The organism is Sphaerisporangium sp. NPDC051011 (assembly GCF_040653595.1).
Classification (GTDB): Bacteria; Actinomycetota; Actinomycetes; order Streptosporangiales; family Streptosporangiaceae; genus Sphaerisporangium.
This window is the reverse complement of sequence record NZ_JBFAGG010000020.1, coordinates 76282-90840: the sequence shown is the minus strand read 5'-3', so window position 1 is coordinate 90840 and position 14559 is coordinate 76282. Positions and strand designations below refer to the sequence as shown.

The 14559-nt window shown below is 69.1% G+C and carries 13 protein-coding genes; 9 read left to right on the top strand and 4 right to left on the bottom strand.

The window, feature by feature from the left end; all coding sequences use genetic code 11:
- Positions 1-76: 76 nt before the first annotated feature.
- Both AB0H21_RS34905 and AB0H21_RS34900 read right to left on the bottom strand, forming a co-directional pair.
- On the bottom strand, positions 77-1273 hold the full coding sequence (locus tag AB0H21_RS34905; RefSeq protein ID WP_358525480.1) for an IS701 family transposase: 1197 nt from the start codon (positions 1271-1273) through the stop codon (positions 77-79).
- Positions 1274-1502: 229 nt separating this feature from the next.
- Positions 1503-2771: an MFS transporter gene (locus tag AB0H21_RS34900; RefSeq protein ID WP_358525478.1), complete on the bottom strand. Its 1269-nt coding sequence runs from the start codon at positions 2769-2771 to the stop codon at positions 1503-1505.
- A gap of 224 nt (positions 2772-2995) precedes the next feature.
- Between AB0H21_RS34900 and AB0H21_RS34895 the strand changes: the two genes are divergently transcribed.
- From AB0H21_RS34895 to AB0H21_RS34870, 6 genes are read left to right on the top strand one after another with little or no spacing between them, the layout of a single operon-like run.
- Positions 2996-3418: a hypothetical protein gene (locus AB0H21_RS34895; protein ID WP_358525476.1), complete on the top strand. Its 423-nt coding sequence runs from the start codon at positions 2996-2998 to the stop codon at positions 3416-3418.
- Positions 3419-3427: 9 nt separating this feature from the next.
- Positions 3428-4948, top strand: a complete 1521-nt coding sequence (locus AB0H21_RS34890; RefSeq protein ID WP_358525474.1) for a GMC family oxidoreductase N-terminal domain-containing protein — start codon at positions 3428-3430, stop codon at positions 4946-4948.
- Positions 4945-6507 carry a GMC family oxidoreductase N-terminal domain-containing protein gene (locus AB0H21_RS34885; protein ID WP_358525472.1) on the top strand — a complete coding sequence of 521 codons (1563 nt, stop codon included), beginning with the start codon at positions 4945-4947 and terminating at the stop codon, positions 6505-6507. The genes AB0H21_RS34890 and AB0H21_RS34885 overlap by 4 nt, the downstream gene beginning before the upstream one ends.
- Positions 6504-6932, top strand: a complete 429-nt coding sequence (locus tag AB0H21_RS34880; protein ID WP_358525471.1) for an ester cyclase — start codon at positions 6504-6506, stop codon at positions 6930-6932. Before AB0H21_RS34885 ends, AB0H21_RS34880 begins: the two co-directional genes overlap by 4 nt.
- Positions 6933-6941: 9 nt before the next feature.
- Positions 6942-7313: a nuclear transport factor 2 family protein gene (locus tag AB0H21_RS34875; RefSeq protein WP_358525469.1), complete on the top strand. Its 372-nt coding sequence runs from the start codon at positions 6942-6944 to the stop codon at positions 7311-7313.
- A 10-nt stretch (positions 7314-7323) separates the two neighbouring features.
- Positions 7324-7770 (top strand): VOC family protein, encoded by a 447-nt coding sequence (locus tag AB0H21_RS34870; protein WP_358525467.1) that lies wholly within the window; start codon positions 7324-7326, stop codon positions 7768-7770.
- A 125-nt stretch (positions 7771-7895) separates the two neighbouring features.
- Here the strand turns inward: AB0H21_RS34870 and AB0H21_RS34865 are convergent, their stop codons facing one another.
- Both AB0H21_RS34865 and AB0H21_RS34860 read right to left on the bottom strand, forming a co-directional pair.
- Complete coding sequence (locus AB0H21_RS34865) at positions 7896-8072, bottom strand: hypothetical protein (protein WP_358525465.1); 177 nt, start codon at positions 8070-8072, stop codon at positions 7896-7898.
- 245 nt (positions 8073-8317) lie between these two features.
- Complete coding sequence (locus AB0H21_RS34860) at positions 8318-11365, bottom strand: tetratricopeptide repeat protein (protein WP_358525463.1); 3048 nt, start codon at positions 11363-11365, stop codon at positions 8318-8320.
- Between the two features lie 337 nt (positions 11366-11702).
- Here AB0H21_RS34860 and AB0H21_RS34855 point away from each other — a divergent pair, with 337 nt between their 5' ends.
- Genes AB0H21_RS34855 through AB0H21_RS34845 form a run of 3 tightly spaced genes read left to right on the top strand, consistent with a single transcriptional unit; the run spans position 11703 to position 14559 of the window.
- A complete protein-coding gene (locus AB0H21_RS34855) occupies positions 11703-12923 on the top strand; it encodes a hypothetical protein (protein ID WP_358525462.1) in 1221 nt (406 codons plus the stop codon).
- A gap of 29 nt (positions 12924-12952) precedes the next feature.
- Positions 12953-13630: a hypothetical protein gene (locus AB0H21_RS34850; RefSeq protein WP_358525460.1), complete on the top strand. Its 678-nt coding sequence runs from the start codon at positions 12953-12955 to the stop codon at positions 13628-13630.
- Positions 13627-14559 carry a carbohydrate kinase family protein gene (locus AB0H21_RS34845; protein WP_358525458.1) on the top strand — a complete coding sequence of 311 codons (933 nt, stop codon included), beginning with the start codon at positions 13627-13629 and terminating at the stop codon, positions 14557-14559. Before AB0H21_RS34850 ends, AB0H21_RS34845 begins: the two co-directional genes overlap by 4 nt.

Genomic DNA, 14559 nt, shown 5'->3' with positions numbered 1-14559 from the left:
GCCATCGGCCGCGCCAGGTGCGGCGCGCCGACGGCGGTCGAGCGGACGGCGGCGCGGCCGCCGTCGTGGTGCGATGTCACACACGCGACCACAGGCGCACGTCGGCCTCATCACGCTCCTCCAGCCGCCGCAGGAGGCGGTAGGCGAAGGCGACCGAGACGAGCGTGACGTGGTGGTGCCAGCCGCGGAACGACCGGCCCTCGAAGTGCCGCAACCCGAAACCGTCGCCGAGCGTGGCGACGTCGTTGTCGGTGCGGTTGCCGAGGCGCAGCAGGCCGATGAGATCGAGCAGGCGTGAGCCGCTCAGGTTGGTGAGCCAGATCGCCCGCAGGTCCGGCTGGCTGACCGGCCACTCGGCCAGCACCCTGCGCGAACCCCGGTACGGGCCGCCGGGCCCGACGTCGTACAGTCCCGCCAGCTCCGTCAGGGGCAGCGCCACGAACCGTGACGTGGTCGCGTTGAGGTCGTCCCTGCGGCTCAGCATGACGGCGTCGTGCCTGGCCCGCTGCGCGACCAGCTCGCCGAGCGTGGCCGACCACCGGGCGCGCGGCCCGCAGGCCACCCGGGTGCCCTCGGTGACCTGGACGACGTAGCGAAGGCCGCGTTCCTCCAGACCGGCCAGCAGCGGCTCGACCTGGGCCGTGTGGCACGCGTCCACGAGGATCGGCGCGGGGGTCAGGCCCCACGTCCCGGTCATCTCGTCGACGGCGTCCAGCAACAGGTCCCAGCGCGAGCGGTGCCGCTCGGCCGCGGGCAGGTGCGCGCGGCTACGGCGACCGGGGTCGTCGTCCCACGAACGCGGCAGCAGGAGCCGCCAGTTGACCGGGACGGCGCCGGCGTCGCCCGCCAGGAACACCGCGAGCCCCATCTGGCAATTGATCATCCGCCCGATGGAGTGCGCGTACTGCTTGTCAACGCCGACGGAGCTGGATCCGTTCTTGGGCATCACCGCTTCCCGGACCACCCAGGCCTTCGGCTGGACGGCCGACATGGCATGCTCCACCAGACGGCGCCGCACGGGCACCCAGTCCCAGGGGCTCTGGTTCACGAACTGCTGGAGGCACTGTTCGGCCTCCCAGCCGACGACCTGCTCGGCCATTCGCCGGATGGACTTCCTGCCCTGAACCGACAGCAGTCCGCGAACGTACACCTCCCCCCATCGTCGCTGGTCAGACCTGGTGAAAGAGGAGAAAAGGTCCCGGCACAAGGAAGCCAGCTCCACCACGCGGGCCGGCGATGCCTCTCTAGTCGATATGGCAGTGGCTGAGGTCATTGCGTACACCCCACATCCGCTTTCGAAGCGTGTTCGCCACAAGCCTGTTGCAGCAAGACAGGGGTGGACAGAGCCTGTTTGTGGTGGCACTCTCGATGCCACTTGCGACACTGACCATTTCTGACCAGGTCAGTACGAGCGTAAGCCGGGCAAGAGACCCGGTGCGCGCCGTTCTCCTGCCCGGCGTACGCCGGATCAACCCCTATTTATTGAGTTAAGTCGGACACCCTTAGGGCGTCTGTGACTCGGCCGCGGACGGGACGGGAGTGGCGAACGGGCGGACGGGGACCGCAGACGTCCGCCGTGCCGCCATGGCCGAGGCGGCCAGGGCCAGGACGGCGAGGACCTCGCAGGCGGCCGCCGCGAGGGCGAGCTGGCCGGGGCCACGGCTGAGCATGAGCCCGCCGATGACGCCGGCGACGGCCTGGCCGGTGGAGAGGGCCGACGCGTTCAGCGAGAGCGCGATCGTCCCCTGCGGCCCGGCGGCCGTGAGCAGGCGCTGCTGCTGGGAGGGGTTGAACAGCCAGCCGATCATGGACCACACGGCGACCAGCCCGCCGAGGGTGACCGCCGCGGCGGTGCCGGAGACGCCGATGCCCGCGAACACCGACAGACCGCTGTAGACGATGGCCAGCCCGACGATCGAGAGCAGCGCCACCCGCGTCGGAGAGGTGCGGTCGATGAGCACCCCGGCCGTGAGGTTGGACACCACCGCTAGGAGGCCGAAGACGAGGTAGATGGCGGTGATGGCGCCGCCGCCGACGCCGGCGCTCTGGTCGGCGAACCACGTCAGGTAGGTGTACAGCGTGAAAATGCCGCAGATGGCCAGGGAGGTGCCGAGCAGGGTGGTGGGTACCCCGGGCAGCGTGGCGACGGCGATGCGCTGGCGCAGCGAGGCGACGCCCGGCGAGGGCATCGTCTCCAGGGCGCGGGAGAGGCCCACGAAGGCGACGACGCCGAGGATCGCCACGAACACGAACGTCACCCGCCACTGCACCGCGTGACCGATCAGCGTGCCGAGCGGCACGCCGAGCGCGTTGGCGACCGTGATCCCGGCCGCCACCGCGGCGAGGGCGCGGCCCCGCTCGGACGGCGCGGCGAGCGTCGCGGCGGCGCTCACGGCCACCGGGGTGTACATCGCGCCGCCTATCGCGGCGACCACCCGGGCGATGACCATCACCGTGAAGTTGGGCGCCGCGGCGGCGAGCACATTCGCCGCGATGAACACCGCGAGGCTCAACAACAGCAGCTGCCGACGGCACATATTCCCGGTTAGTACGGCGAGTATCGGAGCGGACACCGCGTAGACGCCGGAGAACACGGTGATGAGCAGTCCTGCGACTCCGAGTGAAACGCCGAGATCGCGTCCGACCTCGTTCAGGACGCCGCTGATCACGAAGGCGTCCGTGCCCAGGGCGAAGGTGCCCAAGGACAGCAGAAGCACAGGGTGGCGGGCCTCACCCCCTGGCAGCACGGCCGCGATCGATCGAGCTCGCATGGGCGATCCCCCTCGTTAACGGACATTCACCTACAGCGTCGAGGCTATGGGGGCGCGTATCGGCCGGAGAACGGGATTCATGGAAACGCAAGGGCACTGTGTCAAGTCCCTGCACAGCACTACGTGCATTTATCCGAGTGCGCTCCTGCTTTTCCGCCAGAGCGCCCCAAAGGGGCAATTCCGACTTAATAATTAAATTCCGTTCTAATCAAGGGAGTGGCATAATGCCAGCCAATCAGTTCGCGCTGGACGCGGAGACCGCCGAGTTCGCGCAGCGGTGGTTCGACCGGCTGAGCGCCCACGAGCCGGTCGAAAGGCTGCTTCCCCTGGTCGTCGACCGGGACCTGGAGATGGCCTTCCCCGAGCGCACGCTACGCAGCCACGACGACTTCCAGGACTGGTACCGCGTCGTCGGCGAGTCCTTCACCGATCAGGTGCACGTGGTCGAGCGGCTCGACGCCCGTGACGACGGCGACACGGTGCACGTCGACGTCACGGTCATCTGGACGGCCACCACGACCTCCGACGGGAGCCGCAACAGCTTCCGTGCCACCCAGGTCTGGGATCTGGCGAAGACGCCGGACGGCCTGGCCATCGTCAAGTACCGCGTCGGCGCGCTGACCCCGCTGTCGCCGGCGGAGAAGTGAGGTAGTGACGTGACGAACACCTACGACTACATCGTGGTGGGCGCGGGCGCGTCCGGCTCGGTGATCGCCAACCGGCTCAGCGAATTACAGGACGCGACGGTCCTGCTGCTGGAGGCCGGCTCGGACACCATCCCCGCCACCGTCGACGTTCCATACCGCTGGGCCGAGCACCACTTCACCCCCATCGACTGGGCGTACTGGACGGCCGAGCAGGAGGCGCTCGACGGGCGCAAGGTCTACCTGGCCGCCGGCAAGGGCATCGGCGGCTCCGGCAACCTGTACCACATGATCCACCTGCGTGGTCACCAGATGGACTACGACAACTGGGCCTACCACGGCGCCACCGGCTGGTCGTGGAACGAGGTCCTGCCGTACTTCCAGAAGCTGGAGAACCAGGAGGACCGGACCAACCCGACCGCGGGCACGGGCGGCCCGGTCAACGTCATCAACGCGAGCAAGCACGGCCCCAACCCGCTGTCGCAGACGTTCCTCGACGCGGCCACCGAGCTCGGCCACCCGTCCACCGAGGACTTCAACGCCAACCTGACCGGCGCCGGGTGGCACCACCTGGACATCAAGGACGGCAAGCGGTTCAGCGTGCGGTCGGCGTACCTGCTGCCGGCCCTCGGACGCCCCAACCTGACCCTCAGCGCCGACTCGCGCGCCACCAGGCTCATCTTCGAGGGCGACCGCGCGGTCGGCGTCGAGTTCGTGCGCGGCGGCGAGACCGTCCAGGCCCGCGCGAACTCCGAGGTCATCCTCTGCGCCAATGGCCTGGAAACGCCCAAGCTGCTCATGCTGTCCGGCATCGGGCAGGAGAACCACCTCAGGCAGTTCGGCATCGACGTCCGCGTGAACCTCCCCGGCGTCGGCGAGAACTACCACGACCACGTGCTGATCGTCGCGCCGGTCAACATGACCGACCGGGCCGCGCCCGACCCCGCGATGAACTTGTCCGAGGTCTGCCTGTTCGCCAACTCCGGCGGCTGGCCCCTGCCCGACCTGCAGATCGGCTTCGTGCACAGGGCGCAGTTCCAGCCCCAGCCGCACCCGCAGCTCGTCACCATGATCCCCGGCCTGGTGCGCCCGCTCGCGCGCGGCACGCTGCGGCTGGCCAGCGCCGACCCGCTCGACGCGCCCCTAGCCGACCCCCGCTACCTGTCGCACCCCTCCGACCGCGAGCGCATGGTCGACGCCTTCGAGCTCGCGCGCGACCTGTTCCGCACACGCGCGTTCGCCGAGTGGGGCGTCAAGGAGGTCACCCCTGGCGACACGGTGTCCACCCGCGAGGAGGTCACCGAGTTCGTCAAGCAGAACCTCGGCTCCTACTACCACTACGTCGGCGCCTGCAAGATGGGCACCGACGCGCTCTCGGTCGTCGACCCCCAGCTGCGCGTGTACGGCGTCGACGGGCTGCGCATCGCCGACGCCTCCGTCATGCCCGAGGTCACCACCGGCAACTGCCACACCGCCGTCGTCATGGTCGCCGAGCGGGCCGCCGACTTCGTCAAGCAGGACGCGGGAGCATGAGCGGCGACACGTACGACTTCATCGTCATCGGCGCGGGCTCGGCCGGCGCCGCCCTCGCCAACCGGCTGGTCACCGGCAGCGACGCGACGGTCCTGCTCGTCGAGGCCGGAGGCCGCGACAGCCGGCCGGAGATCCACGACGAGAAGGTTCCGTCCACCGTGTCCCTCTGGGGCCCGAGCGAGATCGACTGGGGCTACGTCACCGCCCCGCAGCCGGCGCTCCACGACCGTACGGTGCCCATCGCGCGCGGCAAGGTGTGGGGCGGCTCCAGCTCGATCAACGCCATGCTGTACGTGCGGGGCAGCCGCCTCGACTACGACAACTGGGCCGCGCTCGGCAACGAGGGCTGGTCGTACGAGGAACTGCTGCCGTACTTCAAGAGGCTCGAGGACTTCGAGGACGGCCCCTCCGAGTACCGGGGCGTCGGCGGACCGATCAACGTGCTGTACCACAACCGCCCCAGCCCGGTGTCCACCCGGCTCTTCGCCGCCGGCAGGGAGGTCGGCCTCAAGGACCAGGGGCCGCGGTTCGACTACAACGCCGCCGCCGACCAGGACGAGACGGTCTTCTACTACCAGACCAGCAAGACCCACGACCTCCAGCGGTCGAGCACCGCCACCGGCTACCTGTGGCCCATCCTCGACCACGAGCGGTTCACGCTGAGCAGCGACAGCCTCGTCACGAAGGTCCTGGTCAGCAACGGCCGCGCCGTCGGCGTCGAATACGTGACGGACGGGACGACGCGGCAGGCGTACGCCGACGGCGAGGTGATCCTGTGCGGCGGCGCGTTCAACTCGCCGCAGATCCTCATGCTCTCGGGCATCGGCCCGGCGGCGCACCTTCGCGAGCACGGCATCGACGTCGTCGCCGACCTCTCCGGAGTCGGGCAGAACCTCCAGGACCACATGGTCGCCGGGGTCTGCTACCTCAGCAAGGAAGAGCACCCGTTCGTCCCCACGCTGATCGCCGAGTCGGGCTTCTTCACCCACACGAGCGGTCAGCCGGCCGAGCAGCCGCCGGACCTGCAGATGGCCTTCGGCAGCATCAAGTTCGTCTCCCCCGCCTACGACCGCGAGGGGCCGGGCTTCACCTTCGCCCCGGTCATCATCCAGCCGCGCAGCACGGGCAGCGTCACGCTGAAGTCGGGCGACCCGTCCGAGCTGCCGATCGTCCAGCCCCGGTACCTCACCGACCCCGCCGACGTCCAGTGCTTCGTCGAAGCCATCGAGCTGTCCCGGGCTCTCGCCGCCACCAGCGCCATCTCCGGGCTGGTCAAAGAGGAGATCGCCCCCGGGCCGGGCGTCACGGGACGGGCCGAGCTGGCCGAGTACGTCCGCCAGAACGCCGGGACGCTGTGGCACCCCACCGGCACCTGCCGGATGGGCTCGGGCGACGGCGCCGTGGTCGACGACAAGCTGCGCGTCTACGGCATCGAGGGTCTGCGCGTCGCGGACGCCTCGATCATGCCGCAGATCGTCGCGGGCAACACGAACGCGCCGTGCATCATGATCGGCGAGAAGGCCGCCGACCTCGTGCTCGGCAGGACGGAGTCGGCATGAGCGAGCTCCTCTACCAGCGCTTCGCGCAGCTCTTCAACGCGCGAGAGCTCGACCGGCTCGACGAGGTGATGACCGAGGACTTCGTCGACCACCACCCCGGGCTCGTCGACGTCGAGGGGTTGTCCATCTACCAGACCAACCTGGGCGCGGTGATCGACGCCCTGCAGATGGTCGCCCACCCCGAGGAGATCGTCGCCACCGGCGACCGCGTCTTCACCCGGATCCGGCTCACCGGCCGCCACGTGGGCCCCTTCCTCGGCGTCGCCCCCACCGGCAACGCCCTGGAGTGGTACACCCACGAGCTCTGGCGCGTGGAGAACGGCCGCTTCGCCGAACGGTGGGCGGTCGACGACCTGCTCACCCTGCTCCGCCAGATCGATGTCCCTCTCCCCACCTGGGTGCAGGACAGCGCCCCCGTCTCCTGAGGGAAGACCGTGGAAACCAGAGAAGTGATCACCCGTTACTACGAGCTCGCCAACGCCGGCGACTGGGACACCTGGTGCGACCTGTTCGCACCCGACCAGGTCATGGACGAGCAGCTCGCCGGGCACGTCGAGGGCCGCGAGACCCTGCGCGGCATGATGAAGGGCTTCCCCGAGACGTACGCGTCCTTCGCCAACAAGCCCGTCCACATCGTGGTCGAGGGCGAGCAGGCCGCCGTCGTGTCGCACATCTCGGCCGTGACGACCGGCGGCGCGTCCATCGAGGCCGGGGTCTGTAACTATTTCGTGGTCACGGACGGCCTCATCACCTACATGTCGAACTTCCACGACAGCGTGCCGTTCGCGCCCATCCTCGGCAAGTGAGGCGGTGACCATGCCGACCATGCCCGACACGCTGCGCTGGTCGCACGTGGGACTGAACTGCCGCGACCAGAAGGCCACGGAGGAGTTCTACACCCGCTACTTCGGGTTCCGGCGGGCCAGGGTCGCGGACGCGGAGGGCACGCGCATCATCTTCCTCCGCCGCGGGGAGGCCCTGCTCGAACTGTTCCCCTCCACGGCCGAACCCGCCCCCGAGGCGGAGAACGACGGCCCGGCGACCCCCGGCATCGCCCGCCACCTGGCCTTCCAGGTGGACGACGTGGACGCCTTCCTCGCCCTCGCCGGCGACGACGCCCACATCACCCTGGGCCCGCTGAAGTTCGACGAGTACATCCCCGGCTGGAAAACCGTCTGGGTACGCGACCCCGACGGCGTCATCATCGAAGTAAGCCAGGGCTACGTAGACCAAACCCCAGAAGAACTCGAACAGTACGCCTGACCTGGGCGCGGGGCACCCTTCATCAACCGTGGAGGGTGCGCCTCGGGTGTGCCCTACCGACGACACCACCCCGGATCAACACGCGAGTGGGGGAGGCCAAGCGGCCTCCCCCACTCTTCATGCGTTCACACGGAACCGGTGAACCGAGCCGAACCGTGCGGGCTTACGACCGACGGAGCCGAGATCGTGCTAACCGCGGCCACGGACGACACCGTGGGCTTGGCGGGCGGCTGGTTGATCATCCACACCCAGGCCACCAGGAGGGCGAGCGCGAGCTTCGCCACAGCGCCACCGGATTTCATGAGTTCCTTTCACATATGGTTTCCGCGAGAACCGCTCGCGTTAGATGTAGCTGTTCGACAGCGATCTTATGGGATGCCGTCAGCGCTATCCGAATTATGCGAAAGGACCGATTTATCGCTATACAACGTTCCAAATGGCGAACGATGCGCCATATCAGTACATAACGCTACTTAAGCTGAATCCACGACACCCGATCTCCGGACGACGACCATGATGGCAGAAGCGCTCCGAACCGGCGGTCGGCTCACGACCCCGCGACACCGTCCCGCCGGGCGAGCCGCCGCCGGAGCGCGTCCGCCTCGGGCACGCCCAGGTGCTCGTACAGGTCAAGCGCCCGCTTCCAGTATGCGCTCCCCCTCGCCGCTTCACCGGTACGGGCGAGCGTGGCGCCCATTTCATCGAGCGCACGAGCCTCCCGGTACACGTCACCGATTCCTCTGGCCCGATGCAGCGCCTTCTCAAAATAGTCAAGGGCGGAATCACTGCGATTCGCGCGATGGTGGACGGTCCCGATATTCCGGAGCGCCTCGCTCTCCTCACCGCGACTCGATATCTCGATCGCGATGTGCAGCGCGCTCTGGTAGTGAATGAGCGCCTCGCCGTCTTTCCCCATGCAAACAAGACAGTTGCCGATATTGTTCAGTACCTCCGCCTCGCTCTGCGGATCGCCGATCTCCCTATAGGCTTCCAACGCTTTCCGATAGTGGTCGAGCGCGTCCACGTACCGATCCAGGTGCCGGTACACCTCAGCGACGTTGTTCAGCCAGGATGCCTCGTTCTGCGGACCCATCACCGGATCGACGGACATGGCTTCCTCGTAAAGACGGAGCGCGGAGCGATACTCACCGCGCCGCGTTTCCAACTTGGCGATGTTGTTGAGGGCCATCCGCTGCCGTCCCCGGTCGCCGGCCTCCCGGCACAGTTCCAGCGCAGTTTCCAGGTCGCGCGCGGCCTTGGGGTAATCCCCTCGGTTGTAGTGGACCTTCGCCATGTAGTTGAGGGTGTCCACCTCGCCGTAACGGTCGCCGCTTTCCCTCCGAAGGTCCAGTGCCTGCTCGTGATAGCCGAAGGCGACGTCGAACTCCCAACGGTACCCGTGCACCAGGCCCTTCTGGTCCAGAAGATCGGCGACCGCCCTCTTGTCACCGGCGGCGCGCTGGATCTCGAGCGCCTCGTCCGCCGAGCGGAGCGCCTTGTCGTAGTGACCGGAACACCGTTGCAACACGCTCAGGTCCGCCAGAGCGTACGCCAGCGCCCGTTGATCCCCGATGTCCCGCCACATCATCACGGCACGTTCGTGCAGTCGCGCTCCCTCGGCCCATGGCCCCCACAACTCCAGATAGCGGCCGAGCACGCGCGCCAGGAGTGCCGCGTGTCTCCTCGACCCGTGAGCGTCGGCGTAGTGAGCGGCGAGGAGAAGGTTCTGCAGCTCCACGGCGAGCCAGTCCCGCGCCTCGGGGGCAGTACGGACGGCCGGCTCGACGCTCACCGCGGAGGGCACCTCGATCGGGCCGCGAAGGCGGTACGGATAGAGCAGGCGGTCCGCCGCGTCGGCCGTGAACAGGTAATAGTCGAGGACCCGCTCGATCGTGGCCTCTCTTTCGTCCTCCGGCTCCTCCTCGGCCAGGAGGCGGGCGTACTCGCGGATCAGGTCGTGGAACCGGTACCGGCCTCGTCGCGGCTCGGCGATGAGGTGGTGGTCCATGAGCTCCTCGAGGAACCTCTCCGCGCCGGCGGCCTCGTACCCCAGCAGCGCCGCCACCGACCGGGCGGTGAGCTCCACCCCGGGGTGCAGGCCGAGCCGTCGAAAGGCCCGCTGCTGGTCCGGGGCGAGATCCAGGAACGACAGCTCGAAGGCGGCGGTGATCTCTCGGTCCCCGGCCCGGATCTCCCCCAGCAGCCGGCCGGCCTTCTCCAACCGGTCCGCGAGGTCCGCCACGGTCCACGCGGCCCGGTGGTCCAGGCGGCTCGCCACCATCTGAATGGCGAGCGGCAGATACCCGCATAATCGGACGACGGTCGCGACGTCGTCCTCTTCCTCCGGGGTCACACGGCGCCGCCGGAGGACCCTGCCGAACAGCGTGACGGCCTCCTCGGGGGACAGCACGTCCAGCGACAGCGGCTGGGCATTGTCCAGCCCGACCAGCCGACGCCTGCTCGTGACCAGCACGAGGCAGCCAGGCACTCCGGGGAGCAGGTGCCTGACCTGTTCATGACCGGCGGCGTCGTCCAGAACGATGAGAACCTTGCGGTGAGCGAGATAGGTGCGCCACATCGTCGCCCGCTCGTCAAGCCCATGCGGGACGGGGTCGAGCCCGTCCCTGACGGAAGTGACGCCCAGATCGCGCAGGAGCCGACCGAGGGCGGTCACCGGGTCCATCCGCTCTTGCCGGGCGTCGTGGCTGTGGAGGTCGAGGTAGAGCAGCCCGTCCGGATACTCCTCGGTGAGCCGGTGAGCCAGGTGCACGGCCAGCGCGGTCTTGCCGACACCCGGCATGCCGTCGATCGCGATCACGGTGACCGCGTCCTTCCGCGCCTGCCGCCTGAGTATCTGATCGAGCTCGGCCGTCCGTCCCGTGAAGGCGGCGGTGTCGTGAACAAGATTGTTTCGCCCCCTGTGGACGCGAGGCCCGGGCTCGGGCAGCAGCGCCGGATCGCCCCGGAGGATGCGCTCATGCACCTCCCGGAGCGCTGGGGAGGGTTGGATGCCGACGCCGCGTGCCAGGCGCTGGTGAGCCTGGCGGTAGGCGGCGAGAGCGTCCGTCGGGCGGCCGCTTCGGTAGAGCGCCAGCATTCGCAGCTCGACCAGCTTCTCGTTGAACGGGAATCGTTTGATCAATTCGTCCAGTTCGGTCAGAAGGTCGGCGCCGACGTCCTGCCGGATCTCGAGGTTGATACGGTCCACGGTGCTGAGCAGCAGTTCCTCCTCCAGGTTCCGGCGGGTTCCGATCGCCCAAGCGCCTGACAGTCCCGCCAGGGGTTCTCCGCGCCGGAGCCGGGCCATCTCCCGGTACACGCCGATGGCGCCCACAGTCTCCCTAGCCTCCGTCAGCGCGCGAGCCTGCGACCGGAGCGTGCGGAACCGGTGATAGTCGACGTTCTGAGGATCGGTATCGAGCACGTAGGCCCCGGAGATATTGCGCAGACTCACACCTTCGCCGGCACCGCTCAACGGTCCCCTCCTCAGCCGGGTCACGGCGCTGTACAGAAGGTCGCGGGCTTTGTCCGGCGGGGTACCCTCCCAGAGGTTGCGGACGAGCGACTTCACCGTGACCGGCTTTCGCAGGTTCATGAGAAGGATGGCCAAAATGTGGCGTTCTCGGGCCCAGCCCAGGTCTAACCGTTGTCCTTGGGACCAAAACTCGACTGGACCGAGAATACGGAATTCCATTCGAGCCCCTTTCCGCGGGACCTGCCTTACGGCTCTGGCCTGACATTTTTTCACCGAACGCAAGTCAGATCCAGTAGTAAGCGCACGACGAACGGCCCGCCACCCCTATATGTGCGAGGCCGCGAGCCGACGGCAAGAGCACCGCAAGGGTTTCCGCAAGGTCCGGTCCTCACGCTCGAAGCAGGCGATGCAGGGATCGCCGCAGCCGAAGGCTGGACCAAGGGGGCACGTCGAACAAATGAATGAACACGAATGGCACCGGGTCCCGATCGGGCTTGACGCCCGCCGGTGGGTGACGCGCGAGGGCTGCAAGTCGGTTCTCGTGGTCGTGCACACCGTCACCTCGGGACAGCGACTCCTCGACGCGATTCGTCTCGTCGAGTCGGACCTGAGAATTCAGGTCGTCTTCACCATGGCCCCGGATGTTTTCGGGAACGGGGTCCAACGGTTCATGGATCGCCTGGAAGGCATAGCACTTCCCTGGCTCCAGGCGACGCGGCAACAGCGGTTCGACCTCGCCATCGCGGCGAGCCTGGGCGCGCTGCACGAGGTGCACGCGCCGCTCATCGTCATGCCGCACGGCGCCGGCTTCAACAAGCTCGTGCCCGCTCCCCGCGACGCCGCCCGCAACACGGGCGCGCGCCCGGCGTACGGGCTGGACGCCCAGCGGTTGCTGCACGACGGCGCCGTGGTGCCGACGGCCATCGTCCTGCCGCACGAGTCCGAGCTGGAGCGGCTGGGCCGGTCCTGCCCCGAGGCGCTTCCCGTGGGCGTCGTCGTGGGGGACTCGTCGTACGACACGTTGGTCGCGAGCCTGCCGCACCGCGACGACTACCGCAGAGCGCTGTCTGTGGGAGAGAACCAGAAGCTGGTCGTGGTGACCTCGACCTGGGGCACGCAGTCGCTGTTCAACCGGCGTTTCGACGTGATCGCGCGACTGGTCGCCGAGCTGCCCCGGCAGGAGTTCCGCGTCGTGGCGCTGCTCCACCCGAACACCTGGTTCGGGCACGGCGTCTGGCAGATCCGCACCTGGCTCGCCGACTGCCTGCGGCAGGGCCTGATGGTCGTGCCGCCCGGGGCGGACTGGCGCGGGGTCCTCGCCGCGGCCGACTGGGTCGTCGGCGACCACGGGTCGGCCACTCTGTACGGCGCGGCGACCGGGGCGCCGGTCATGCTCGCCCAGTACCCGCACACCACCGTCGACCCGGCGTCCGGTTTCACCCACCTCGCGGCCATCGCTCCCCGCGTCTCCCCGCGCCGGTCGCTGCGCGAGCAACTGATCGAGGCCGCGACGGAGGTGGGGCCGGGCCACTACTCCCGGGTCACCGAACGCATCACCTCCGCGCCCGGCAAGTTCAACGAGAACATGCACAGCCTCATCTACCGCCTGCTGAAGCTGCGCCGGCCGTCGATCGTCCCGGCAGCCAGGCCCGCCGCCCTTCCCTACCTCGTCAAATGACGCGCACGTCGGCAATGGAGAGATCCCGCATGTTAGAGAAACTGGTCGAGATCCGGCTGTTCCGGCTGGAGCGCGCGCTGCGGCTCACCCGGCCCCCGTCGTCCGCCGGGACGACCGGCGGCCTGCCGGGCGCGCCGGCGGTGCTCGTCATCCCCCGCGGCGGCTCGCTGCGGACGCCGTACCTCATGCTCGTCACCCGGGGGCCGCGCCGCTGCGAGCCGTCTCCCGGGGAACGCGTCTTCGGCGACACGCACATCGTCGCGGACCTCGGCGGCCCCGCGGCCGGAGACGCGCACGAGGTCGCCGACGTACTGGTGGGCGCGAGCCCGGCCGAGGTCGCCGCGCCGCCCTGCGGCCCCGGCGTGCTCGACGGGCATCCGGGCTGCGCGGTGGTGGTCGCCAGGTGCAGGAACGGATGCCTGGCCGCCCTGCGCGACGGCCCGCTCGTGTCGATCACCGGTGCGGCGGGCTTCCAGGCCGCCGCCGGGCCGTGGCCCGCCGTGTACGGCTCGTTCCTGTACGGCTGGTGGGCCGCGCGGATGCCGCTGGAAAGCCTCGCCACCGCCACAGTGATCGCCGGCCGCTACACCGGCAGGACCGAGGAGCGGCTCGCGTCGTCCTTCGAGGTGGCGGGGCGGGGACGGATCCGGCTGGTGCGTCGCGTGCCGTCGGGCGCGGAGTCGGGCGCGGAAGGGATGTCCGCGTGAGCCGGAGGATCGTCGTGGCCGGGGCCGTCAGCTTCTACACGCAGGTGGGGATACAGGAGTTCCCGGTGCGGTACGCCCCCACGTGGGCGCCGCGCTGGCTCGAGACCGGGGTGTCCGGGGCGGCGGGCCACATCGCGCGGGTCCTGAGGGCGCTGGGCGACGACGTCCGCCTGTGCAGCGTGGTCGGCCGGGACGCGGCGGGCGCCGCGATCACCGCCGAACTCGGCCGCGAGCGCCTTCTCGGCCCGGGGATCGTTGAGGGAAGCGCGTCGTCGTCGGGCGTGACGCTCGTGACGCCCGACGGCCGCCGCATGGGCTTCCCCCATCTGGCGCCGGTCAACGGCGTCACCTACCCGTGGGACCTCTTCGCGTCACAGGCCCAGGAGGCGGACCTGCTGGTCATGACGAACGCGAAGTTCGTCCGCGATCTGGTCCGGCCGGCGGCGCGGCTCGGCGTCCCCATCGCCGTGGACGTCCATCTGATCACCGATCTCGGCGACGCCTACAACCTCCCGTGGTTGGAGAGCGCGGAGATCATCTTCTGCAGCCACGAATGCCTGCCGGTCTCGCCCTCGCTGTGGGTCGAGAGGCTCTTCGACCGGTACCCCCGCTGCCGGGTGGCGGGCATCGGGCTCGGCGGACAGGGCGCGCTGGCCGCCACCCGGGAGGGCACCCTGATCCGGGTGGAGGCCGTCACCCCGAGGGAGGTCGTCAACACCTTGGGGGCGGGCGACGCGCTGTTCGGCACGTTCCTTCATGTCTGGGCCGCCACGGAGGATCCGATCCGCGCGTTACAGGCAGCAGTCGTGCACGCGGGCTGGAAGATCGGGCACCGCGCGCCGGTATCCGCGTCCCTGACCTGCGAGGAGCTTTCGGCCCTGAAAAACGCGTCCATGCCGCCCACGGTCATCGGGCGGTGGGGCACGTGA

Coding starts and splice junctions, on each gene's coding strand:
- AB0H21_RS34905 (WP_358525480.1), bottom strand. CDS start 1,273: ATGACCTCAGCCACTGCCATATCGACTAGAGAGGCATCGCCGGCCCGC.
- AB0H21_RS34900 (WP_358525478.1), bottom strand. CDS start 2,771: ATGCGAGCTCGATCGATCGCGGCCGTGCTGCCAGGGGGTGAGGCCCGC.
- AB0H21_RS34895 (WP_358525476.1), top strand. CDS start 2,996: ATGCCAGCCAATCAGTTCGCGCTGGACGCGGAGACCGCCGAGTTCGCG.
- AB0H21_RS34885 (WP_358525472.1), top strand. CDS start 4,945: ATGAGCGGCGACACGTACGACTTCATCGTCATCGGCGCGGGCTCGGCC.
- AB0H21_RS34880 (WP_358525471.1), top strand. CDS start 6,504: ATGAGCGAGCTCCTCTACCAGCGCTTCGCGCAGCTCTTCAACGCGCGA.
- AB0H21_RS34870 (WP_358525467.1), top strand. CDS start 7,324: ATGCCGACCATGCCCGACACGCTGCGCTGGTCGCACGTGGGACTGAAC.
- AB0H21_RS34865 (WP_358525465.1), bottom strand. CDS start 8,072: ATGAAATCCGGTGGCGCTGTGGCGAAGCTCGCGCTCGCCCTCCTGGTG.
- AB0H21_RS34860 (WP_358525463.1), bottom strand. CDS start 11,365: ATGAACCTGCGAAAGCCGGTCACGGTGAAGTCGCTCGTCCGCAACCTC.
- AB0H21_RS34855 (WP_358525462.1), top strand. CDS start 11,703: ATGAATGAACACGAATGGCACCGGGTCCCGATCGGGCTTGACGCCCGC.
- AB0H21_RS34850 (WP_358525460.1), top strand. CDS start 12,953: ATGTTAGAGAAACTGGTCGAGATCCGGCTGTTCCGGCTGGAGCGCGCG.